At 57.7% G+C, this 26,362-nt stretch carries 4 protein-coding genes; 1 reads left to right on the top strand and 3 read right to left on the bottom strand.

The features are described from left to right. Positions 1–55: 55 nt before the first annotated feature. Positions 56–829 (top strand): 4'-phosphopantetheinyl transferase family protein, encoded by a 774-nt coding sequence (locus TH3_RS22450; RefSeq protein WP_007090618.1) that lies wholly within the window; start codon positions 56–58, stop codon positions 827–829. Here TH3_RS22450 and TH3_RS14015 read toward each other — a convergent pair. From TH3_RS14015 to TH3_RS14005, 3 genes are read right to left on the bottom strand one after another with little or no spacing between them, the layout of a single operon-like run. Beyond that, the gene (locus TH3_RS14015) at positions 826–4,347 is read right to left on the bottom strand and encodes an alpha/beta fold hydrolase (RefSeq protein ID WP_007090617.1); all 3,522 of its coding nucleotides are present in this window, start codon (positions 4,345–4,347) and stop codon (positions 826–828) included. The two genes, TH3_RS22450 and TH3_RS14015, sit on opposite strands and share 4 nt — an antisense overlap. Next, on the bottom strand, positions 4,347–19,916 hold the full coding sequence (locus tag TH3_RS14010; RefSeq protein WP_007090616.1) for a non-ribosomal peptide synthetase: 15,570 nt from the start codon (positions 19,914–19,916) through the stop codon (positions 4,347–4,349). The genes TH3_RS14015 and TH3_RS14010 overlap by 1 nt, the downstream gene beginning before the upstream one ends. Next, positions 19,916–26,323 carry a hybrid non-ribosomal peptide synthetase/type I polyketide synthase gene (locus TH3_RS14005; protein ID WP_167710576.1) on the bottom strand — a complete coding sequence of 2,136 codons (6,408 nt, stop codon included), beginning with the start codon at positions 26,321–26,323 and terminating at the stop codon, positions 19,916–19,918. Before TH3_RS14005 ends, TH3_RS14010 begins: the two co-directional genes overlap by 1 nt. Positions 26,324–26,362 lie beyond the last annotated feature (39 nt).

Here is a 26,362-nt window from a genome sequence, read left to right as displayed (position 1 = left end):
ATGCTTTGGGCATTCTTTTTTGTCTGTTGTTGATGATGCATAAAAGGCCACCCGGATGTCCCCGATCACAACCCATCGCCTTATGTTCCAGCGCCCGAAAGGTACGGGAACATTTGCACCGTCCGATATCCTGCGCGCGGTGTTGGCGGTTATTGATCTGGAGGGGCTTGACGATGTCAGGTGCACCGCACTGGCAGAAAGCCAGTTGAACGACGCCGAAAAGACCCGATTGGCGGGGTTCCGGCATGACCGCCGCCGGAAAAGTTTTATTCATGGACGGTTGGCGGCGAAGGCGGCGTTGAGCGCGTATTTTCCGGGGATTGATCCGCAATCGATTGAAATAGGATCGGGGGTTTTTGATCAGCCGATCATTGTTGGCGGCGGGGATGATTTGCAGTGCATGTCGGTTTCGCTGTCGCATTCGGATCGGTTTGCGGTTGCCGTTGTTTTTCATCGTGCCCATCCGTTGGGCATTGATGTCGATCTGCCGACGATCACGGATGTGCCCGCAATTCTTGACGGGATCGCCCCCGACGTGCGGGACATGATCCGTGCCCATGATCTTGACGACCACGGGGCGGCCTGCCTGCTTTGGGTGGCGCGCGAAAGCCTAGCCAAGACCATTACCACGGGGATGATGACGCCGCTTGAACTTTACGCGCCGTCATCGATTGATCGCAAGGGGGCCTGTTTTGAGGTGCGATATGCCAATTTCGGCCAGTATCGCACCCTCATCTGGCCCGGTGCGCAGGGGTGGCTTGGCCTGACATTGCCGGATCAAACGGAGTTCGATCCGGCAAGCTTGCTCTCAGGCCTGCTCTGGGGTTAGAGCTTTTTTTCAATATGAAGGCGGATGCGTTCGGCGACTTCGATCACATGGGGATCGAACATCATTGATCCGTGGGTGCCGCTGACCCATTCAAGGGTCAGATTGTCGCCCGCGACCTTTTGCCAGCCGCTATATTGATCGCCTTCGATGCTGGGTGCGGCGCGGGTTCCGGTTGTCGGACGCAGCAGCAGGACATCAATCCCGTCAATTTTCGGCGGGACATAATGGACGGCGGCGAGTGCGTTATTCTGGAACACGGCGAGCAGGCGGCGCATGGTGCCGCGATCTGCCTCGTCGGGTAGAAGGTCGCAATTCTTGCCGCGTTCGAGCAACAGGTCGATGCGTTCCTCAGGCGTTAACGGACGCAATTCGTCAACCGTGACAAGGCCGAGCTCGGCAAAGATATCGGCAAGATATTCTGCCTCGCCCTTACGCAGGATGGCGCGGACCGCATCGGGCACGGCAATCGCATCAAGCAGGATGATATTGCGCACATCGATCCCTGCCTGCTGCATGCGGAAGGCGGCCTCAAACGCCAGTAATCCGCCGAAGCTCCAGCCGATGACATGGATCGGGCCGTCGGGAACGGTTTCGCGGATGGCGGGCATGTAGGCAGCCACCATTTCCTCGACCGTTGGCTGCAAATTCTGGCCTTCTTCGAGGCCTTGGGCTTCGACCATGTAAAGCGGCTGATCGGGGCCGAATTCACGGGCAAGGTTTTGATAGCACAGCACATTGCCGCCGACCGGATGGAAGCAGATCATCGGTGGTTTGGTGCCCGATGCATTGACGGTGACAATCGGGCTTTTGGCGTCGCTTTCGTTTTCGCGTTCGGAAATGCGCGCGGCGAGTTTTTCGACCGAGGCACAGGTAAACAGATCACCGAGCGGGATTTTGACGTTGGTAACCTTGTTGATTTTTGACAGGAACTGAACCGCAAGAACACTGTGACCGCCGAGTTCAAAGAAATCGGCGGTGGCGTCATCCACAGTGCAATCAAGGACTTCGCCCATCAGGCGGGCAACGGTGCGTTCATGGTCGCTGCCAAGCGGCTTTGCGGTGGTGCTTGTGGCATGATCGGTATTTTCGGGGATGGGAAGGCGTGAAAGATCGATCTTGCCATTTACGGTCAGCGGCAGGTCATCCATCGTGATCAGGTGGTTGGGCACCATATAGTTCGGCAGGGCCTGTTCAAGTTTTGCCCGGCATGCCGCGACATCGAAATCGGCATGGGCATCGTCATCGGTGACGACATAGGCGACCAGAACAACATTGCCGTTCTGGTGGCGGTCATGGGCCACCACGGCCGCACGGCGGATATGGGGATGGGCGAGCAGGGCATGTTCGACTTCGCCCAGTTCGATGCGGTTGCCGCGGACCTTGATCTGACCGTCTTCACGGCCAAGGAAAATGATTTCACCGTCACTGCGCCGTCGGCCCATATCGCCGCTGCGATAGAACCGTTTGCCGTTGGGATCGGTGACAAATTTCTGTGCGGTCAGGGCGGGGTCGTTCAGATAGCCGCGCGCGACACCGGCACCGCCAATGCGGATTTCGCCCGGAACCCCATCGGGTAACGGACGGCCCATATCGTCGCAGATTTCAATATGAACGCCCTGAATGGCCTTGCCGATGGGGGGCGGCAGAATCTGTTTATGGTTGTGCGCGGTCATCACATATTGCGCCGATGAAACGCAGCATTCTGTCGGGCCATAGGCATTGACCAGTTTGCGGTCGGTCTGACCGGGCAGGGCAAAGAAACGTTCGACCATTCGGGTGGACACGGCTTCGCCGCCCAGAACCACCATCCTTGCAGGGCAGGAAAGCCTGTTTTCTTCCCAGTAGTCAAGCAGCAGGGAAAACAGGCTTGGCGTTGCGTCAAGCTGATCAATGGCGTTGGCAACCATCAGGTTATGCAGGGCTTCGGGGTCGCTTCGCGTAGCCGATCCGGTGATGTTCAGGCAATGCCCGTTCAGGATGGCGGCGAAAATCTGAACGATGGAGCCGTCAAAGGCAAAGGGCGCGATACAGGTCAGGTTCAGGACGCGGTCCGGATCATCGGCACCGATCTGTTTTAACTGCGTATCAAGAACCGACTGGGCCAGGTTTACAACCGAGCCATGTTCGATCTGAACACCTTTGGGCGTGCCGGTGGTGCCGCTGGTGAACAGGACATAGGCAAGATCGTTTGCGTTGGTGATGCTTGCAGTGTGCGCATCACTTGCGGCATTCAGGGCGGCGAGATCGTGGCGGCGCTTTTGCGACGGGGCGGGCTGTTGGGCCGCATCCGTTGTCAGGACGAAATCGAATGTGTAGGGGGCCGGGTCGAACCCGTCCGCATCGATTGCGGATCGTTTGGCGGCAAAGCCGCCCTGTTCGCGTGCCCAGTCTTCAAGGAAGCATTGAGGGACAAACAGGTCTTCGAGGAAATCGAGACGGGTGTTGTAGCCTTTGCCCGCCGTGTCACGGGCAAACTGCGCCAGATCGGCAAGGTAATCATCGCGGCGATCCGCATCCCAGACATTGCCAAGATAAATGGCCCCGCCGGGGGCGAGCAGTGTTTTTGCCTTTGCCAGGACGGTTCGCAGATAACCGTAGCCGGGGAAGTTTTCGATGACGCTGTTCATGATGATCAGGTCGAACGAGCCCGGTTCATAAACATCGATATCATGTGCGCCAAGCTGCCGACCGATGACATGGGTCATGCCAAGATTGATCGCCAGGGCCTCGGTCCGTTCGACGTTGCGGCGCGACAGATCGGTCGCGACATAGGTGCCGACCACAGGAGCAACGTGTTTCATGGTGAAGCCGGACGCACAGCCGATTTCAAGCACACGGGCATCGCGCGATACCAGACCGGCGACCTTGTTCCGCGCATTTGCGCCAAAGGCATCCATGGCACTTTGTGCAATTGGTTGCCCGGTAAAGGCGCTTTTCCAGCCACCCGCCAGAATGTTGTCGGCATCGTCACCCGCCAGATGATCCCACAGTTCGACCGACATCAGGGAGCCGTGATTTTCCGTCAGGGTATCGATATCGTCATGGTCAAGGCATAGAATATCGGTGACGGTTTTGCAGCGCCACTGCAACTGGTGCAGATCGCCGATATGAGCGCCTTCGGATATGATCAGCGGTAGCGCTGCATTGCGGACCAGTGTGGTGCGGCGGATCAGCGGCACATTCGGATCAAGCGGCACAAAGGCGAGGCCTGCTTTCAGGACGCCAAGGGTTGCTGCGATGTAATGGCGGTTGCGCCCGGTCATCACACCGACAAGCGAGCCGACGGGCAGGTTAAGTCCGGCAATGAAATGCGCGATACGATTGCTTTGGCGGTCCAGTCCGGCATAGCTGATTTCGCCGGTTTCATCGCGGGTTGCGATGCGATGCGGATGAGCCGCGGCAATCTTCGCAAACCGATCGGTGATGCTGCCGGTTGTTGCCAATGGCTGGTGATCGGGTTGGTTGTCTGCCCCGGGTGGTGTATCGAGGGTTTCGAAATCGAAATCGGCGATTTTCATTATGCGTCCCTTTGGGCATTTTGTGCGGCGGCAGCAGCGAATTTGCCAAGGAAGGCCAACCAGCGCTGCATGGTTTCCGCATCGAACAGATCGGTATCATATTCAAGGGTGAAGCGTGCCTGACCGGCTTCTTCGGTCAGGAACAGAATGATGTCATGTTTGGCCGTCGTGTTATCGACAAAGGCATCCATGTTGGATGGCAGTATGCCGTCGGCATCGGGGGCAAGCATCGGCAGGCCGGATTGTGTCCCGTCGGTTTGTGCCAAGTTGCTTACGGCTTCGAAGCGCTGATATTCGAACACCACATTGACCAATGGCTGGCGGTTGGATTTGCGTTTTGGCGCAACCGCGCGAACCAGTTCATCAAACGGGAAATCCTGCCGGTCCAGCGCATTGGCAATATTGATATGGGTGGTACGGATCAGATCGCCAAGATCGGTGTCGTCGTCAAGCTGCATGCGGATCGGCAGGACATTGACGAAGAAGCCGATCAGGCCTTCGGTTTCCATGCGTTCGCGCCCGGCAACGCCCATGCCGATGACCATATCGGTTTGGCGCGTCAGGCGATAGAGCATGGCGGAAAACAGAGACAGACCAACCGATGACAGGGTTGTTTTGTTCAGGCTGGCAAGCCGATGCAGGCCCGATAAAACATCATCGGGCAGGGCAAGATGCACATGCGCGCCGCGGAAGGATTGTTTTTCCGGTACAGGGCGATCCGTTGGCAGATTGATCTGTTCCGGGGCATTGGCAAGCTGTTGACGCCAGTAATCGGCGGCATCGGCCCAGTTCTGTTTGGATTGCCAATGGGCGAAATCCTTATACGTGATCGGAAGTTGCGGCAGGGCAGCGTTCCGTTCATGGACAACGGCGTCATAAAGCGCGCCAAGTTCATTGATCAGGATGCGCGAAGACCAGCCATCGCCGACAATATGATGGGTCATCAGGATCATCAGGCATTCATTTGCCGCCACCTTGATCACACGCCCGCGGATCAGGGGCGGCTGGTCAAGGATCATCGGTGTTGCGGCTTCAAGCCGTGTCAGGCGAAGGGCTTCGCGGGCCGGATCGCCATGACCGGAAAGATCATCAAACGCGACGCCAGGCGGCGTGGTGGCGTGGATTTTCTGTGTGATCGTGCCGTCCTGTTCGACAAAGCCCGTGCGCAATGTTTCATGACGGTCCACCAGACGGGTCAGGGCGGATTGCAGGATATCGGCCCGCAAATCACCGGTGCAGCGGAAGACATAAAGCATGCCATAGGCATCGCTGTTGCCGTCCATCTTTGAGAGCAGATAAAGCCGTTTTTGCGCGTGGCTGGCCGGGTAATGTTCCATTGCCGGTGCGCGCGGGATTTGGCCATTGCCGGTGGCGGCGATATCGAGGGTGGCATTTTCGATATGGCGGGCTAGTCCCGCAACCGTCGGATCGGTAAAGAAGCCGGCCATGCTGATGCGTTTGCCGGTCCGGTCCGCAATGCGGTTCACGATCCGGATTGCCATCAGGCTGTGACCGCCAAGCTGGGTGAAGCTTGCGTGGCGGTTATGGATGGGGCTTGCGAAAACCTCGGTAAAGATATCGGCAACCAGTTCTTCTGCCGGGGTGGCGGGCGGGGTATCTGTGCCGTTATCAAGGGCCAGCGCACTTGATTGCGTGCGCACCGTTTCGAGCAATGTCTTGCGATCCACCTTGCCATTGGCGGTGATCGGGATGGTATCGACGATATGCCATTTCGCCGGGATCATGTAGCCAGGCAGATGTTGGCCAAGCCACGTCATCAGGGCAGGGATATCGATATCCTGCCCCTGTGCCGTCTGAATACAGCCGATGATTGCCCCGCCGTCAGGGGCGGTTGCGTCAAACAGGGCAACGGCATTTTTGATGCCGGGTGCGGATTGAAGCTGCTGTTCGATTTCATCCAGTTCGATGCGGAAACCGCGCAATTTGATCTGATTGTCATGGCGGCCGCCAAATTCGATCCTGCCATCGCGGGTCCAGCGGGCAAGGTCGCCTGTGCGATAGAGCCGTTCGCCAGGTTGATCAGGATCAGCGATGAACCGTTCGCGGGTCAGGTCGGGGCGTTGCCAGTATTCGCGTGCCAGCCGTGACCCGCCAATCATCAATTCGCCCCAGACGCCGACGGGCGCGCGTTGACCGTTCTGATCAAGGATCAGGGTTTTGGTGAAGGGGATCGGTTTGCCGATGATGGTGGCGTCGGTATCGCCCGCCAGATCATTTTCGGCGATCGGGCCGACAACGGCAAAGGTGGTGCTTTCGGTCGGACCATAGCCGTTCAGAACCGTGACATCGGGGCAGGTGGCGATGAAGGTGCGGACATGCTGTTTGCTGATCGCGTCCCCGCCGATCATCAGGATATCAAGTCCGGCAAGGGTGCGGGGATCATGATCGACCTGACGATTGAACAGGCCGACACTCATGAACATTTTCGTGACACCAAATTGCGACAGAGCATCGCCGAATCTGGCCGGATCAAGCAGGTCATTACGGTCAATTACGGCGATTTCCGCCCCACGCAGCAAGGTCGCCCAGATTTCAAAGGTCGAGGCATCAAATGCCAGCGGCCCCGCCTGTGCCACCACATCACCAGCGACGATTTTGGCGTAATCCGCCCCAAATGCCAGCCGACGCACGGCCCCCTGTTCGATCAGAACCCCCTTGGGCGTTCCGGTCGAGCCGGAGGTATACATGATATAGGCAGGCAAACTGTCCGGGTTGGTCAATTCGGGCAGGGTGAAGTCCGCCGGTGCCGGGGCAATGCCCGCGATATTGATCCGTTGCGGGCATGGACCGCCGGTTTCGGACAAGGCATCAAGCGCGTCATATCCGATGTCATCGACCAGAACCAGTTTGGCGCGGCTGTCTGACAGGATGAATTGATTGCGCGCCGCCGGATAGGCCGGATCAAGCGGGACATATCCCGCGCCGATGGCGGTAATCCCAAGAATTGCCGCAATGGCCGGACGACCGCGTTCAATATGCATCGCAACCAGATCGCCCGGTTTGACCCCGGCGGTTTGCAGGCAGTGGGCAATGGCGCGCGCATCGGCATGCAGTTCCCCAAAGGTCCATGTGCCGTTGTTATCGCGGATGGCAGGGGCATCGGGGGTGACAGAGGCCTGATTGGCGAATATCGCAAAGATTCCGGCATTCGTGTCCGCATCAAGGCTGGTTTCCGGTTGCGGACCCTGTTCCCAGATTTCGATATTTGTTTTCTGATCATCGGGCAGAAGATCAAGATCGGCAATCGGTATGGTTTTCGCGGTAGTTTCCGTCGTAACCAGTTTTTGCAGGGTTTTTGTGAAGATATGACCGAGTTCGATCATGCGCGCCTGATCGAACATATCGGCATAATAGTCAAACGAGATGGACATTCGTTCGGGCAGATCGCGGACAAAGATCGCCAGATCGTTTTTGCATTGCTGCCGGCCAAGGCCGATGGGGAGCATGGATTTGGCCTGATCATCCGGTCCGTAATCGCCCTGCGCATAGTTCATGTAAGACAGGGATATTTCGGACAGCAGGGTGCGTTCGGGGGTGGCAGGTGGCGAGAGATCATCGAGCAGCAGATCAAGGAAATAGGCCCGGTGGCGTAGCGCATCGATATGGTGGTTTTGCACCTTGTGCAGTAGGGATGCGAAGGTTTCATCATTAGCAATCTGCATGCGGAGCGGCAAAAGCGATACCATCATGCCCGGCACGTTGCGGAAACCCGTCCCGTCGCGCTGGTTGACCGGGACGCTGATCACCAGATCGTCGGTTGCGGTGATCCTGCCAAGCACGGCAAACCACGTTGCCATCATGAGCGAGAACATGGTGACGCGTTGATCTGATGCGAATTTCCGTGCCGATTTCAGCAAGGCCGGATCAATATCAAACGCGACGATTTCGCCCCTGAAGCTGTGGAAGGCCGGGCGTCTGCGATCAGACGGCATATCCAGTTTCGGAAGCGGCCCCTGATAGAGGGAAAGCCAGTAATCACGTGCCGTTTCAAGCCGCTTGAGGCTTTCGGGTTGCTGGCTCCAATACGCGTAATCGCGAAGCTGATAGGGGAGTGGGCCCAAGACCTGCCCACGATAAAGGGCCAGCAAATCCCCCAGCAGCATTTCAATGGTAAAGCCATCGCAAACCGTGTGATGGATATCAAAGAACAGTGCCTTTTGACCGTTGGCAGCGCAGATCAGACGCCAGCGCGCGGGGATTTCCGTTGCCAGATCGAACGGCATGACAAGGTCCGCGCCGACATCTTCAAGTGATAGCGAAGCATCAAGTTCAATTGGCGTCAGATCGGGCAGGGCTTCATGAAGTGGCAGAATTTTCATCGCCCAGTCATCGCCATTGGCAATCAACCGGGTGCGCAGGATTTCGTGGCGTTCCGTCAGGCGGGAGATGGCATCGCGCAGGCGATCAAGATCGATACTGTCATCAAGCATGAAGGCATGCGGCAGGTTGAAGGCCGTACCCATATTGCCGCTATGTTCGGCATGCAGAACGGAAACCTGTTCGGGGGCCAGCGGATAGAATTCCATTTCAGGCGCGCGGCGCGGATCGGTTTCGATCCCGGTTTCTGTTGCTGCCTTTACGGGTTTTGATGCCGATGGCAGAGATGTTTCTTCGGCTGGGGGATTTGCCGATGACTGGGGAAGTTCCGCCGTTTCAACGGATGGTGATATTTTTGCGGCCAGTGCGGTGATCGTTGGGGTTTCAAACAGATCGGCAAGACCGATGTTGCAGGCAAGTTCGGCATTCATGCGATCAACGATCTGCATGCCGGTGATGGAATCTCCGCCCAGGGCATAGAAATCCTCGTCCGGGTCGATGGTGTCATAACCAAGGATTTCGGCCCAGATTTTTGCAATTTTTTCCGCAGGAGTGGCCTTTTCGTCCGATATCGCGTCACGATGATCGGATATTTCAGGTATGTTGACATCGCCCGCCGGTGACGGGGCGAATTGGGCCGTCAGATCGGATACCGTCGGTGCGGCAAACAGGTCCGAAATCGCCAGCGACAGTTTCAGTTCGGCATTCATGCGATCAACGATCTGCATGCCGGTAATGGAATCGCCGCCAAGGGCAAAGAAATCATCATCCGGTGCGATGGCATCATAGCCGAGTGTTTCGGCCCAGATGGCCGCGATCTTTTGCGAGATATCCGTTGCCGTGACGGATACAGATGCCGGTGTGGTCACGGGTTTTTCCGGTTGTGCGGCTGTTTCACCGGCAAGGGCCGGATCAAGCACGACAAGCTGCGCGGCCGTGCTGTACATGGCATCGCGCCAGAAGACCGGGGCCTGTTGCGGGGTGATGGCGGCCCCGTCCTGAAGCGGTACATTGTGGCGCGCCGCCATGCCCTGATCGGCAAGGGCACACCAGTCGATGGTCAGTGCCGGGCGGCCCTGTGACCTGCGGTAACGGGCAAAACCGTCAAGGAAGGCGTTGGCCGCACTATAGGCGGCCTGACCGGGTACACCGACGATGGCCGTCAGGCTGCCGAACATGACAAAGGCCTGCACGGGGTCGTTAAGGGTCAGGGCGTCAAGATGACGGGCTCCGTTGATCTTGGCGGCCATGATGGCGTCGAACGCATCCATGTCGCGCACGGCAAGGAACCCGCCATCGGCAAGCCCGGCGGCGTGCGCGATGGCGGTGATCGGGCCAAGACTATTTCGGATCGTGGCAAGGGTATCGGACAGGGCGTTTTTATCGGCAACGTCGCAGGTGTGGATTGATACTTTAATACCCTTGGCGCGCAGGTCGGCCAGTTTAGACTGCACAATGGCATCAAGACCGTCTTCACCGCGACGGGCAAGAAGGGCAAGCGTGATTTTGCCGCCCAAAGCCATTTCTTCGGCAAGGGCCATGGCAAAGCCACCGGTGCCGCCGGTCACGACACAGACGCCATGATCGGGCCAGTTGGGTTGCGGCAGGTTATCGTGCCCTGAAATCGGGCGCAGTTTGCGGCGATAACGGACCTGATTGCGATAAACCGAAACCGGATCGCGGCCAGGATCGGCTGCCAGTTCACCACCGACATGCGCGATGAAATCAGCCGGTGAGATATCAGTAAAGGAAAGGGCAAGACGCGGTTCTTCGGCGGCCACCGCGATGGCAACACCGGCAGCGGCACTTTGATCCGGGGAGGCCGGAACGGTATCGCGGTCGATCTGATAGGCACCGCTTCCGGCAACGACAAGCCGCATCCGTCCGCGCATCGAGCGCAGGATATCGCGCAGGCATCGGGCGGTGCGAAGGGCGATGTCTTCGCCCGGCTGCAACGCCAGAATGACGTTTTGTGCCTTTGCCAGCATATCCTTGCCGAGCATATCGGGATGGACGCGTTGACATGCAGGCGGGATCGGCCAGAAATCGCCATCGGCAATCATGATGGTGTTTTCGGGAACCGGTTGCATTTCAACCGTGCCCGGCAACCAGTCAATTTCGAGCAGTTCCGGTATGGCGGATGCGGCTTTGCCGTTAACATCCCCCGAGAAACGAATGCCGCGTATGGTCAGAAGCAGTTTTTGGCTGTCGGCATCAAAGAAGGTGAAGTCGGCCTGGCCCGGATGGCGACGTTCGGCACAGACAATGATATCGCCGCTAAACGGGGCGTGCAGCGTGATTTCGTCAATGCCGACGGGGAGAGAGCCATTATCCTCGGTCGTCAGAATCATGCTGCAGGCAATATCGGCCATGGCCGGATGAATGATCCAGTCGCGCAGGTCGGCATGATATTGCGGTTTCAGTTTCAGATGCGTGATCGCCGTGGTTTCGTCCGCGCTGTAATGCATGGACATCCGGCAATCCCAGCGGTCGCTGATCGAAATCGGGCCGATCTGGGGGGCATGGGGCAGAACATGGGCCTGCAAGGTGCATTTTGCCCGCACATGATCAAGTGACAGCGAATTATCAGTCCGGTTCTTTTCCGGTGCGTCATTGGCCCAGCGCGCGGTGGCAAAGATCGACCATTTGCCGTTTTTCAGACGGCCACCCAGTTCTACATGACCGTCATTTCCAAGCAGCAGCGTTGCCGTACCATCGGGCAGGGCATTGGGAAGAAGGGCCTTTTGCCATTTAAGGTCGGAAATATGAACGGTTTGGTCGCCTGTCCCGTTTCGGGCCGCTGTTGCGATCATGGCGGGAACCGCCATGCCGACCAGTGTCGGTTGTCCGTTCAGGTGATGTTCATTTGTCGGCCAGAAGGACGGGGCGGCAACCGGAATGGCAAAGCAGCGGCCCCTTTCGGTTTCGACCGGGCCGGTCATGATGGCGGTATCAGGGGCCCGGGTGTCGCCAAAGACCGGTTTGCAAACGATTTTCGCAAAAGGTGCATGGGGAAGGGACACGCGGCGCGCGCGCATGTCGTCGGGCCAGATCAGGTTCGCACCGGCCAGCCATTCACGAGCGTTGGCGGTTGCATCGGCAGGATTGGTCGAAACCGCAGAAACCGATGATGCCCCAGTGGCAGGTTTGGGGGCCGCGCAATGTGTCGTGTCACCGGCGATCAACCCGGCAAGAGCGTTAATAACGCTGTCGCGATCCGACACGGCAACGGCGAAGCGATGCTTTAGCTGATCGCGCCCGGTGGCAAGCGTGTGGCAGATGTCACGGACATCAAGGGTGGTGTCCCTGGCGATGTCACGATGCAGTTTGGCTGCATAATCGGTTAATGCCGCCTCGTTGGCAGCCGACAGCGCAAGGATGAAGGTCCCGTTTTGCGCGGTTTCATCCTGTGTTCCATCCTGTGGATTTGCGCTGCGTTTCGGGGCGGCTTCAAGGATCACATGGGCGTTGATGCCGCTTAGCCCGAAGGAGCTGACACCGGCGCGTTTTGGCGCGCCGCGATCTGCCAAGGGTTCAAGGCGATTGGTCGGGCGCACCGGGGCCCGGGCGAAATCAATCCGGCTGTTGGGGGTTTCAAAGAAGGGTTGTGGCGGGGCCTGATCAAAGCGCAATACCATGATGGCGCGCGCAAGACCAAGGGCCCCCGCCGCCCCATCAAGATGGCCGTAATTCCCCTTGGCCGAGCCGATCAGGGCAAAGCCATGTTCATCCGTGCTTCCGGCAAATGCACGGGTCAGGCCATCGATTTCAATCGGATCGCCAAGCGATGTGCCGGTACCGTGGGCTTCGATATAGGATATGGAACCCAGTTCGATGTCCGCCGTTTGCGCGGCCTGCCGGATGACATCGGCCTGCATGGCCGGGTTGGGGGCGGCCGCGCCGCTTGAGGCGCCATCCTGATTGACGGCACTGCCGCGGATGATGGCATGGACGGGATCACCATCGGCGATGGCGTTGCCAAGCGGTTTGAGGACAAAGACAACGCTGCCTTCGCCCATGCCGGTACCATCGGCGCTGTCGTCAAAGGCGCGGGTGCGGGCGGTGGAAGAATCAATCGTAAAGCCGCCGTCCGCATCGGGCGGGCAGGGGATCAGTTTTGCGCCACCGGCAAGGGCGATGGTGCATGTGCCGCTGCGCAAATTCTGGCAGGCCTGATGAACCGCGACCAAGGATGACGAGCAGGCGGTATCGACGATACTTGCCGGGCCGTGCCAGTCCTTTAGGAAGGACAGGCGTGTGACCATGTTTGACGGCACGTTAAGGGCAAAGACCTGTTCGGCCTTGTCACGTGCGACATGTTCCATGGCAACGCGCCATGCCGGGTTTGCCCCGCCACCGGCAAAAATCCCGACCTTTTTCCCGCGCAGGGCCTGCCCGCCATAACCGGCATTTTCCATCGCCATCAGGGCGGTTTCGATAAACAGGCGTTGTTCCGGGTCAATCAGGGCGGCATCCGCAGGTGCCATGCGGAAACGGCCCGGATCGAAATCAAAGATGCGGTCAAGATAGGCGGCTTCGCGGAAGCGGGCCGGAACCGAACGGCCAATGGCGGCCATCATGTCGCGGGTTTCATGATCGCGTTCGGGCGTAAGCGGACGGACGCGATCCGCCCCGCGAGCAACATCGGCCCAGAATGTTTCGATATCGTCCGCCCCGGCAAGCTGAAGTCCGATACCGATCACCGCAATCGGTTCGTCGGTTGCGAGCTGGACGTTATTTGCCAGTGCAAGATCATCGGTTGCGATATCCAGTCCGGCCAGAAGTTCGGCCTGTCGGGCGATGGTGGCGCTGGCGAACAGATCGGCAATGCTGACCTTGCCGGGCCAGCGGGCATTGATCTTTTCATGCAGGCGCAGCAGCAAAAGCGAATTGCCGCCGACATCAAAGAAACCGTCTTCGCGATCCGCCATCACACCGGGCAGGATTTCCTGCCACAATCGTTGCAGAACGCGTTCCAGATTTGCCAGATCATGATTTTCGGCATCGGGCTTTGCCGCGATAGCCGGTTTTGATTTCCGGCGGGCGGTTTTGGGTGAACCGGCCATCGGTGTGCCCGAAAGGGCCTTTCGGTCGACCTTGCCGCTGCTGGTAAGCGGGAGATGATCAAGGGCAAAGAAACGCGCAGGGATCATATATTCGGGCAGGCGGGTGCGCAGATGATCGCGCAGGACACCAATGGTCAGGTCGCCATCGCCCAGCACAAAGGCATGCAATTCATCAAGGTCGCCGATGCGCACCGCCTTGACCAGGGCGCGTTCAACCAGATCGTGGCTTTCAATCGTGGTTTCGACTTCGCCGCATTCGATGCGGAAGCCGCGAATTTTGACCTGATGATCGATCCGGCCAAGATATTCGACCGATCCGTCGGCAAGGAAACGCCCCAGATCGCCGGTGCGATACAGTTTATGGCCCGGGTTGCGGGGATCGTCGGGGAATTTTTCGGCTGTCAGTTCCGGGCGGTTGCGATAACCGCGTGCAATTTGCGGCCCACCCAGCACGATTTCACCCGCAATGCCAATCGGCATGTCGCCAAGCCTGTCATCAAGGATGCGAATGGTGGTGTTGGCAATCGGTTTGCCAATCGGAACGATATCGGGATTTTCAAGCGGCGAGCAGGCATGCCAGGTGACATCCACCGTCGCCTCGGTCGGGCCGTAAAGGTTATGCAGTTCGGTTCCGAAGCGATCAAACAGCAGATCGTTGAAGCGCTTTACCAGTGCCGGGTCGAGCGCCTCGCCACTGGCGAAAACGCGTTTGAGGCTGCCAAGATGTTCGATGTCGACCAGCCCGTGTTCGACCGAGAACAGGAAACTTGCCAGCATCGAAGGCACGAAATGCATGGTGGTGACGCCATGATCGCGAATGGCCTGGGCAAGTTGTTGCGGATCGCGTTCAACACCCGGATCAGGCAGAACAACGCGCGCGCCCGTCCATGACCACCAGAATAGTTCCCAGACCGACACATCGAATGTGATCGGGGTTTTTTGCAAAATGACGTCTTCGGGGCCAATCGGGAAGGCGTCCTGCATCCAGAGGATACGGTTCAGAACACCCCGATGGGCGATTTCGACACCCTTTGGACGACCGGTCGAGCCGGATGTGAACAGCACATAGGCAAGGTCATCGGGAGCGTTGATTGCATCAGGGATATCGGCATCTTCGCTGCCATCGATGATCAGGACTTTATCTGCGTCAAACAGATCGGCCAGATCGGCGGTGGTGATGACGCGCGGATAGCCAAGATCATCAAGCATATCCGTGCGGCGCTGTTCGGGATGATCGGGGTCAAGGGGGCTATATGCCGCACCGCATAGAAGAATCCCGTGAATGGCGGCCAGCATATCGATTGAGCGTCGCACGGCAACGCCGATGACATCACCCGGACCGACCGATGTCGCACGCAGTTTTGCGGCAATCCCGGATGCACGACGGGCGAATTGTTCATAACTTAGCGTTGCAGATGTTCCGATAACCGCCGGTGCGCCGGGTGTCGCACGGACCTGATCGGTGAACGGTTCGGAAATGCTGCGTTCAATCGCAAGGTCAAGATCGGTGGCATTGAATTGATCGATCCGGGCGCGTTCGTCGGCCGGCAAAATCGGCAATTCGGCGATTTTGGCGCTTGATGACGTGGACAGGGCCGCAGCAGCAAGGATTTCAAGCCGGTTGAAAATCGCCTGAATGGTGGATTTGTCAAACAGGTCGGTATCAAATTCGATCTGACACAGCAGGGCGTCGTTCTGTTTGCTGAAATAGAATGCAAGATCGAATTTCGAGAACGGGAATTCTGTTTTCAGCAGCGAGAGTTCGGCATCGCCGAGTTTTCCAAGGTTAGGGATGCTGTCCTGCCAGGCGACCAGAACATCAAATAGCGGATTGCGCGCAGGATCGCGTGGCGCATTGACGGCGGCCACAACATCCTCGAACGGGGCGGCCTGATCGGACAGGGCATCGATGATGGTTTTGCCGGTTTGGGCCAGATGATCGTCAAATCCGGCGTTCGGATCGACATTCTGACGCAGGACAACGGTGTTGACAAAGAAGCCGACCACATCATCAAGGGCGGTCTGTTCACGGCCCGCCACCAGCATGCCAAGCGGGATATCGGTCTGCCCGCATTGGCGGTACATCAGGATTTGCACCAAAGCGGTCAGAATGGAAAAGGCGGTTGTGCCATGCCGATCCGCCGCATCATTGATCAGACGCGTGGTTTGTTCGCCAAAGGTAATTTCATGGAAATCGCCCGCAAAACGCCGTGCCTTAGGCCGGCGGCGATCCGTTGGCAGGGCCAGCGGTTCAGGCAGGGGCAACAGCCGTTCTTGCCAGCGGGCCAATAGATCCTTGCCGTCGGTTGAGCTTAAATAGCCATGTTGCCAGCTTGCAAAATCCTCGTAATGCCGGTCGAGCTCCGGCAAGGGCGCGGCGGGGCTGCCGGTTTCGGCGGCATAAAGGGCGGCAAGATCGCGTAGTAATGTCGGCATCGACCAGCCATCACAAATCGCATGATGCAGCGAAACCAGCATCCAGTGACGGTCGGGGGCAAGTGTGATCAGATCGGCCCGTGCCAATGGTTTGTTTTCAAGGTCGAACGGACGGACGGTTTCGCGTGCGATGAACAGGCGGGCGGGACCTTCGTCCATTTGATGGCGGCCCATAAGCCATGAACCGACCGGTGCCAGATACTGGCTGACGCCATCAGGATGATGGGGATCGGATTTGAAACGCAGGCGCAGCGCATGTTGCCGTTCTTCAAGTTTATGAAGGGCGGTCTGCAATGCATCGGCATCAATCGGGCCATTGATTTCAAACGCGGCCGGGACGGAATAGACCGCCATGTCGGGCTGCATGCGTTGCAGAACCCAAAGGCGGGCCTGTCCGCTTGAAAGCGGGAATTTCGGGCCATCTGCCTTTGGAATCAGGAATTGTTTGCCATTCTGTTTATGGTTGGCAAGCAGGGCTGCGATCCCGCCGACTGTTCGGGCGACAAAGATATCCTGAAGTTTCGGGCGGACGCCGGTGGATTTTTCGAGCAATCCGGCAAGGCGCATGGCGACAAGGCTGTGTCCACCCAAGGCAAAGAAATCCGACGATGCGGTAATGTCCCTGTTGCCAAACAGGGCCCTGAATTGTTCGGCAACGATCTGTTCCAGTTCGTTGCTGGTGGCGGCGTTGCCGGTTTGGGGAGCAAGCGGTGCCGTATTGGCCAGGGCACCAAGGAGCTGTTTGTGATCTACTTTGCCATTCACATTGACCGGCAGATGATCCAGCACCACAAACCGTTCGGGGATCATGTAATCGGGCAGATTGCGGCCAAGGATATGCATCCAGACATTGCTGTTATCCTGATCGGCGGCGACGGCCGCACCAAGGAAGGCATCGGCACCGACGCCAACCGGCATCACGCAGGCATTGCGGATGCCGTCAATCTGGCTCAGTCGTTTTTCAATGGCGGCGGTTTCAATCCGGTGTCCGCGAATTTTGACCTGCCCGTCACCGCGGCCGCCAAATTCAATCATCCCATCTGAGCGCCAACGCACGCGGTCGCCGGTTTTGTAAAGGCGGGTTTCGGGTAAATGATCGAACGTGACGAATGCCTTGGCGGTGCGTTCGGGCACGCCGGAATATCCCAGCGCCAGCCCGTCGCCCGCGGCGTAAAGTTCACCCCAGACCCCGGTCGGAACCGGTTGCCCGCCAGTATCAAGAATATAGGTGCGCGTATTGCCAATCGGTCGGCCAATCGGGATGGTTGCCGAATTTACGTCATGTGGCGTGATCGGATGGATACAGGTAAAGGTCGTGTTTTCCGTCGGGCCATAGCCGTTGATCAGGGTAAGGTCCGGGCAGGCGGCCATGACTTTTTGCAGATGAGGGGGGCTTAGTGCCTCGCCCCCGGAAAGCAGTCTTTTGAGCGGGGAAAAGCAACCTGGCGCGTCATCGGCGATACGGTTAAACAGGCTTGCGGTCAGCCACATGGTGGTCACACCGCCACCTTTAAGGGCATTCTGCAGGGCGGTTGGATCAAACAGGGTTTCGTTATCAATCAGAACCAGTTTGCCGCCATTCAGAAGCGGTGCCCAGACTTCAAGGGTTGCGGCATCAAAGCCAAGTGATGCGGCCTGTGCCATCACATCGGTTTCATCAAACGCAAGCACCCGATTGTTCAACACCAGTCGTGCAACAGCCCGGTTGGGGATCAGCACCCCCTTGGGCGCACCGGTGGAGCCGGACGTGAACATGACATAAGCCAGATCATCGCCTGCACGTTTGGCGAAGGTCGCATCCGATGTTGCGTTGGCGTCGGGCAGTTGCGCAATGCGAACGCGATCAGACAGCCCCGACAGGCGTTCAAATTCGGCGTTGTCACACAGCAAAGTACGGGCACCGCATTCTGCCATCAGGGCGGCAATGGCATCGGCAGGCAGAGATTTGTCAATTGGCAGATAGGCCGCACCATGCCATGCGATACCAAGTATCGTGATAATCGCATCAAGGGTACGATCAGCGGCAAGGGCGACAATCGACCCGGGGGCAACATCAAGGGCATCAAGACCGGCAGAAACGGCGGAAACGTGTTGCCCCAACGTGCGATAGGTGATTTTTCGGTCGCGATCCTGCAGGGCAATTTTATCCGCGTTGGCCGGGTTGGTGACCTGACGGGCGAGTAATTCGCCAAGGCCGCAGTCGCGCGGGTAATCCGATGCGGTATCGTTAAGTGCTACGGTCAGGTGATCATGTTCGTCGTCAGGCAGCAGATCAACAAGGCCAAGCGGCATTTCCGGGTTTTTGGCAAGCGCACGCGCAAAGGTCAGGAAACGTTTGGCAAAACGTTCGATCCATGCTTCGCCAAAGACGTGGCTTTGATATTCGACAGCCAGAGATGTTTCCGGGCCGTTTTTCATCATGCCGACCATCAGGGGGAATTTGCCCGCCCCGAAGTCGAGATCTTCGATCACGAAGGGGCTGTCGCTGGATTCCATCACATGGACGGCATCGAATGGCAGGCCGGTCGGGCCCTGTGCCGCCTGTGTCAGATCATGCATCAGGCGCGACAGGGGGTAATCCTGCACGTCAAGCATGGAAAGAACTTCGTGCCCGACCTGTCTGGTCAGGGCATCAAGATTATCTGCCATATCCGGTTTGATCGCGACGGGCAGGACATTCACAAAGCAGCCCATCGACTGCATGGTTTCCTTGTCCCTGCGACCGGCAAAAGGCAGCCCGATCACGGCTGTGGCGTTTTCCTTGTGCCGCGCGATCACAGCGATGGTCAGGGCGGCCCAGAGAGTGGTCTGGGTTGTTTTGCGGGTATGGCTGGCAAGCTTTGCGAAAGCCTCGGCGTCTTTGCCGGTCAGTTTGATCAGAAGGCGTTTGCCGTCGCCATTCCGTTCTGCTGCCGGGTCGTCAGGCAGCCCGGCAGATAACAGTTTATCGGTTCGTGCCGACCAGAATTTCCGCGCGATTTCGCCGCGTTCCCGATCCAGATTGCGATGTGCATTGCGCACAAGTTTTTCGATATCAGGGATGTTTCCGGGCGTGTTTCCGGCAAGTATGGCAAGAAGCTCTTTTTGCAGCAACATGATCGATTGGCCATCAAAGCACAGATGATCGATCGCCATGGCCAGTTGTGGGGCTTTTCCGTCGTCATGTTCGATATAGCCAAACCGGGCCAGAGGACCCGTCGCGAGATCAAAAAGATCATGGCGGATTTCTCGGGTGGTGTCGATTTTGCGCACAGTGACCGGCATATCGGCATGCACGCGCTGGATCAGCTGCCCGTCCTGTTCGACAAAGGTGGACCGGAGGGCATCATGGCGTTTGACGATGGCGGCAATCGCATCGCGGACCGCATTGAAACCGGTTCCTTTGGGAAGGGTGATGCCTGTAACGATATGGTAATTTGCACTTGCCGGTTGGTCACGTCTTGCAATCCATTGGCCTTCGATGGCGGGATGGGCCGGGAAGAATTTGAGGATCGGACCTGCTTTGGTGTCATGACTTTCGGCATCGGAAGGTTCACGCAGCAAGCTTAGGATTTCGGCCTTCAGGTCACGGGTTTCGGATTTCAGGGCATCATCAAATGCACCGGTCGGTGCATCAAAACAAAGATCGTGCCCGTTGGCATGCAGGCTTAGCACAATGTCGCGCTGACGGAGTTTGTCGAGCAGGTTGCGCGCGGTTTGTGTGCGGCGTGACAGCTGATCGGTATTCATCACAGAACTCCCTGTTCACGTGACGGGCGGGGGGCTGTTGTGGCCGGTTTTGCTGTTGCCGTTGCTGTTGGCGCGGATCGGGCATTGGTCGGCGGGCTGTTTGTCTCAAAGGATGCAAGCAGGTTGGCAACACCTGAAACGGTGCGGCCTTCGAACATTACGGCGGCGGGAATTTCGGCAGTCAGGACTTCGGAAAGCCGTGTTGCGATCCGTACGGCGAATAAGGAGTCCCCGCCAAGTTCAAAGAAATCATCATCGGGGCCGATTGCCGGATCGCCAAACATATCGCGCCAGACGGCAAGAATGGCGGATTGCGCTTGTGTTTCGGTTTGGGCATCGGACGTATTTTGTGCCGGGTTTTGTGCCGGGGGCAATGTGGCCTCCACCGGGGCAGCGGCAACGGCGATAGATTTGGGATCGGCGTTCACGGTGGTTGCCTTCTCCGGCCAGAAGCGGCGTCGGTCAAAGGCGTAGGTCGGCAACGGAATGCGATGGGCATCACGGGTTTGGTTCACCCGATCCCAATCGGGCGATGTTCCCATAACCCAAAGCCGGGCAATCGCATCGGCCAGTGCGTTTGACCCGGTGATTGCGGCATCCGTTTTTCGGGCGGCATCGGGGCCGGGGGCAGGTTGCAGGGCAATGCTGTTGCCGGTCGCTGTGCCATTGACAATGGCAAGGCGGCTTGCCGTGTTGCCAAAGCCGCATTCGACCATGATCGTTTCGGGCATTTCGGCCAGAAGTCCCTTGATGTTATCGGCAAAGCGCACCGCATTGCGCAGATGTTGAACCCAGTAATCGGGATTGGTGGCGTCTTCGGGTGTCAGCCAGTTGCCAGTCAGGTTGGACTGGATCGGAAGGGTTGGCGCGTTCAACCGGATTTTGGCGACGACATGGCGGAATTCATTCAGAACCGGTTCCATCATCCGTGAATGGAAGGCATGGGAGACCACAAGCCGACGACCGGATTTACCCTGTGATTTGATGTGTTCTTCAAGCGCATCAATGCATTCGGTGCTGCCCGCCACCACGCATTGACGCGGGCCGTTGATTGCAGCCATCGACAGATCGGGGCCAAAGGCCGACAGAAGATCACCGACTTCGGCCTCGGTCATGGACAGGGCAAACATTGATCCCGGTTCGGTCTGCCCCATCAGGCGACCGCGCATCACCACAAGGCGAAGCGCATCTTCAAAGGACATGACCCCGCCAATGCAGGCCGCGACATATTCGCCAATGCTGTGCCCGGTCAATGCTGCGGGCAAAATGCCGTTTTCGATCAGCCAGTTTGCCAGCGCATATTCATAAATGAACAGAGCGGGCTGGGCGATTTCGGTGCGTGCCATGCGGCTTGATGTTGCCGGGCTTTCATCAGGAACGGTCAGCAATTCAAAAAGATCATCGGGGCCGCCCGTCTGTGCCACATGCTTGCAGGCATCGCGGATGATCTTTGTCGATGTTTGATCCACTTCATAAAGGCCTTTTGCCATGCCCGGTCGTTGCGATCCCTGACCGGGGAACAGGAAGGCGATGGAAGGGACATTGCGTTGGGCAACGGCCTGATGGCGGGCGGTCGATTTCGGATGGGTCAGGGCTGAAACCGCAGCCTTGATGTTCGTGGCAACGATGGCGGCCCTGAAACGATAGGCGTGACGCCGTGACAGGCTGTTTGCGACATCGGATATCGCAATGTCTGATCCGTTGCGGTCAAGCCAGCTTGCGGTGTTTTCCAGAAGTTTTTGCAAGGCGGGTTCGCTTGCCGCCGAGAAGGGCAGGATACGGGGAATATCGTTTTGTGTCTGGCGTGATGCCGGTTCATCGAAACGGGGGGCTTCTTCGATGATGATATGCGCGTTGGTGCCGCCAACCCCGAAGCTGCTGATGCCCGTGCGCAGCGGTTCATCATCATTATTCGATAATGGTTGAGCAGTGTTGTTTATTTGAAATGGTCCCTGATCCAGACCAAGGTTTTCATTCGGTTGATTGAAATGGCAGGTCGGCGGAAATACCCGATGGCGGATTGCCAATACGGCCTTGATCAGCCCGGCCATTCCGGCGGCACTGTCCAGATGGCCGATATTACCCTTGACCGAGCCAAGCCAGACCGGATGCGTTGGCGTTGCATCGGTTCGGGCGTAAATTTTATTCAGTGCAGCGATTTCTATCGGGTCGCCAAGCGCGGTTGCGGTGCCATGGCCTTCGACAAAGCGGATGGTCGATGGATCGATCTGGGCATCGTCAAGGGCCGTTTGAATGGCCTTTGCCTGACCATCGACAGAAGGCGCGGTAAAGGCGGCCTTTGCTGAACCGTCATTGTTGATGCCGACACCCTTGATCACCGCATGGATGGTGTCCCTGTCGGCAATGGCATCATCAAGGCGTTTCAAAAGGACAATGGCCGCACCGCTGCCGCCGACAACACCGTCTGCCTTGCTGTCAAACGGGCGGCAAACGCCGCTTCTTGATCCAATGCCGCCCTGCGTGAAATAATATCCGCCAGCCGGGCTAAGCCCAAGGGCCGCCCCACCGGCAAGGGCGACGCGGCATTGACCGGATCGCAAGGCATTGACGGCCAGGGCAAGATTGACAAGCCCGGTCGAACAGGCGGTCGAGGATGCGATGGCGGGGCCAGTCAGGTTCAGCTTGTAGGCAAGCCGTGTTGCAGCAAAATCCTTGTCATTGCCGAGTGTCATGCCATACCGGATCGCATCGGGGCGGTCGCGCAAGCGATCACGCAGGCTGTCGACCAGATAGGTCGGGAAACCGACGCCGACATAGGCACCGACCGGGCCGTCACGCGCTGGATCGCAAGACCCGTCTTCCAGAGCGCTAAGGGCGACTTCAAGCAGCAGGCGTTGTTGCGGATCGGTTTCGATGGTTTCGCCCGCGGTCATGGCAAACGGTGCGGGATCGAACATATCGAGATCGTCAAGAATCCCATGGCGGGCGATGAAATCGGCGTCTTCGAGCACCGACGGATCGCCGCCCATTGCGCGCAGGCGGGAAATATCGACGTCCTTTATCTGATCGATACCGTTTTCAAGCATCGACCAGAATGCGTCGCGGTCATTCGCGCCGGGCAGGCGCATCGCCATGCCAATAATCGCAATGTCGTGATTTTCAGACACATTGCGTTGGGGCTTTACCGGTTCGGCTTGTGCGGTTTCGGGGGCATGTTCATCATCCGCACAAAGGTGACGTGCGAAGGAATTGATGGTCGGGTGCTGGAATATTTCCACCGATGCAATGTTGCGCCCGGCGAGTTTTGACAGGGCAAACTGGGCGCGCGGTACCAGCAATGAATGGGCGCCAGCTTCAAACAGGTTGGTGTCAAATTCAATTTCGTCTGTTTCGATCAGCTCCATCCATATCCTGGCAATTTTACCGGCCAGTTGATGGATGCGCGCCTGATCGGGTTTGCTGGATGCAGGGGGCGATGCTTTGGACGCAACAGGCTGCTTGCCATCCGGGTTTCGGGCGAATTCGGCAAGTGCCTTGCGGTCGATTTTGCCCGACGGCAAGAGGGGTAGCGTTTCCACCCATTCAATGCGGGTCGGAACGGCCGCATCGGACAGGTGGCGCGCCAGTTCTGCGCGCACGGTTGCTGCGTCCGGGCGTTTCGACGGGCTTGCGTTGGATAGAAGATAACCGATCAGTTCACCACCATGATTGGTTTTGACATGCAATACCGCAGCCCGTCCGACGCCGGACAGGCGCGAAAGCTGGTATTCGATTTCCCCGATTTCGATGCGTTGCCCGCGAATTTTGACCTGTTCGTCCGTGCGCCCGTGAAAATAAAGCAACCCGTCTTCGCCCCAGGAAACCAGATCACCAGTGCGATAAAAGGTTTCATCGGTCTCGCCCGTCGGATCCGTGACGAATTTTTCCTCCGTCACGTCAGGCATATTGATATAGCCGCGGTTAAGTCCTGCGCCGCCAAGGTAAATCTCGCCCGGGACGCCAAGCGGTACCCGTTTTCCGTCTTCGTCAAGTATCCGGACAAAGCCACCCTTGTCGATGCGGCCGAGCGGGATGCTTTTGGTTTGGGAGGCCCTTGGTATCAGATACACGGCGGCATGAATTGTCGCCTCGGTCGGGCCATAGCAGTTCCAGATATCGACGGTTTCGAACGCGGAATAAAGCCTGCGGACGAGTGTTGGCTGCATGATTTCGCCGCCCGTGATCAGACGGCGCAATTTGAAAGCGCCATCTGCCGGAACGGCATCGATCACGCTTTCATAAAATGACGGGACCGACATGATGTGGGTGACATGATGTCGTGCCACACCGTTCCAGAATTTATGCCCGTCACTGAGTATCGCGTGGGTCATCAGCCACATGCGATGGCCACGGATCAGCCCGACGCAGAATTGCAGCATCCAGGGATCAAATCCGAGCGACGGGAAAAGACCCATTATTTCAGGGTTGCCGTTTTCATGTGATCCGATACCGAATTGCGCAATGGCGACGTCGATTTTATCGGCAAGGGATTGGTGATGAACGGGAACCGGTTTTGGCTGCCCGGTCGAACCCGATGTATGGAAGACAAAGGCAATATCGTCGCCACAAATATCGTCATGGATATTTTCAAAGGTGATGCTGCCGTCAATGCCGGTTAAGGCATTGATATCGTTTACCGTGATGGAGGTGTCGCCGATTTTGCGCCATGTGTCGGTGCTGTTAGTCAGAACCAGACGGCAATCAAGATGGCGGGTCATCGACGCATTGCGCGCGACAGGTTGCAACGGATCAAGCTGCACACAGGTTGCCCCGCATTTCAGGATACCGATCACAGCGGCCGTTTGCTGCGCACTGGGGGAAATGTTCATCCCGACAAAATCGCCCGGTGCAATGCCGCATTGTTTCAGGTGGTGGGCGACGGCATTGGCCATATGACCCAGCGTTGCAAACGTGACTTCGTGATCATCTTCCGTGATCAGGGCGATTTCGCCGGGGCGTGATGCAATGGCATGATCGATGCGTTCGGGAATGAGCCGTCCCGGAGCCGACCTTGTGAATGTCGGGCCAGTTTCAAGCGTGCGGATAATGGCAAGCTCGTTCATCGGCGGTGCGGCGATGGCCGCGATATCCTGTTCCGGGTCGTCCAGTGCGCGGGACAGGAAATAACGGAAACGTTCGGCGATGCGCTTAACGGATTTAACGTCGTGGCAAGCGGTGTCATATTGCCAGATGATTTCGGCTTCCTGCCGGTCTGGGCTTATGGCCTGCATCATATAGATCAGGCCAAGATCGGTGACTGGCCCGTTATAGATATTGACCCGGCGTGTATCCAGCCCGGCAAAGGATAAGGGTTCTGCGCCGTCCAGACTGTTGAAAAAGGCACCATTGCCCGAAAGACCCCGGGCACCCAGACGTGCTGCACGCATGCGCGGCGCGCCAAGGCGCATATGACGGACATCGCGACGTGCCCGGGCAAAGATATCGCGGGCCAGTTCCGAAAAACGTGTGTGTTTACTTAAATCGGCATCGAAGGGTACGATATAGGAAAAGGCACCCGGTGTCTGGCGTTCAGTCCGTCCCATCCGGTTCAGAAGCGGCATTGTGACGGTCGGTTGTTTGATATGGGTGACCTGACCCAGCAGGATGAAATAGGTGGCCATGACGATCGCGGTGGGCGATGTGCCACAGGCTTTGGCCGTGTGGATCAGTCTGGCAAGGTCGTGCCCATCCAGCGTCTGTTCCAGCCGGGCCTGAACCAATTTTCCGGATGGTTTGTCCGATGAAAACCGCGTGATCGCGTGGTCGTTTTGCAGGCGTTCCTGCCAATAGGCAAGGTCACGTTGATAGGCCGGTGTTTCGGGATAGGTCGCGTCAGCAGCGATAAAGTCGCCATAGGACCCGAATGTGCTTTCGGGGACGGCAGTACCGGTTTTAAGTGCGCTGTAAATTTCCGCCGCGCGTTGCGCCATCAAATGCCCGGCATAACCGTCACAGACTAGATGATGATAAACCCGAACCCACCAGTAACGTCCCGTGCCAAGTTGCAACAGGCGATGGCGGCAATGATATCCGTTTTCCGGGTCAAGTGGCCGTCGGCGGATTTCTTCGACTTCGTTATTGGCGATCAGAACCGGATCATCGGTAAAACTTAAATCGATGACGCTGAAATCGGTTTCGCGGCAGTCATCGGCAAAGGTCTGAAACGGTTTGCCGCCTTCTGATGCAAAGCGCAGACGCAGGGCGTCATTTTCCTGATCGGTTTGGACAATGGCCTTGTAAAGGGCTGCAATATCAAGATCGCCCTCGAACCGGATGACGCTGCAAATATTGTAATTTGCGCAATCGTCGCCCTCGGCCCAGTCAAGCCATATGCTCGACTGCGGCGTTGTAAGCGGTTTTCCCTGCCGTTCTGTCCCCGGCGCAAACGTGTTTGTGCGCTTCTGCAACGTCTGACCTTTCAAACGTTGATTGCGCCATGCAGCAAG

It is taken from the genome of Thalassospira xiamenensis M-5 = DSM 17429 (assembly GCF_000300235.2).
Taxonomy (GTDB): domain Bacteria; phylum Pseudomonadota; class Alphaproteobacteria; order Rhodospirillales; family Thalassospiraceae; genus Thalassospira; species Thalassospira xiamenensis.
Note: the sequence above shows the minus strand (reverse complement) of the source record. Positions and strands in the feature narration are given on the sequence as shown.

Coding starts and splice junctions, on each gene's coding strand:
- TH3_RS14015 (WP_007090617.1), bottom strand. CDS start 4,347: ATGAAAATCGCCGATTTCGATTTCGAAACCCTCGATACACCACCCGGG.
- TH3_RS22450 (WP_007090618.1), top strand. CDS start 56: ATGTCCCCGATCACAACCCATCGCCTTATGTTCCAGCGCCCGAAAGGT.
- TH3_RS14010 (WP_007090616.1), bottom strand. CDS start 19,916: ATGAATACCGATCAGCTGTCACGCCGCACACAAACCGCGCGCAACCTG.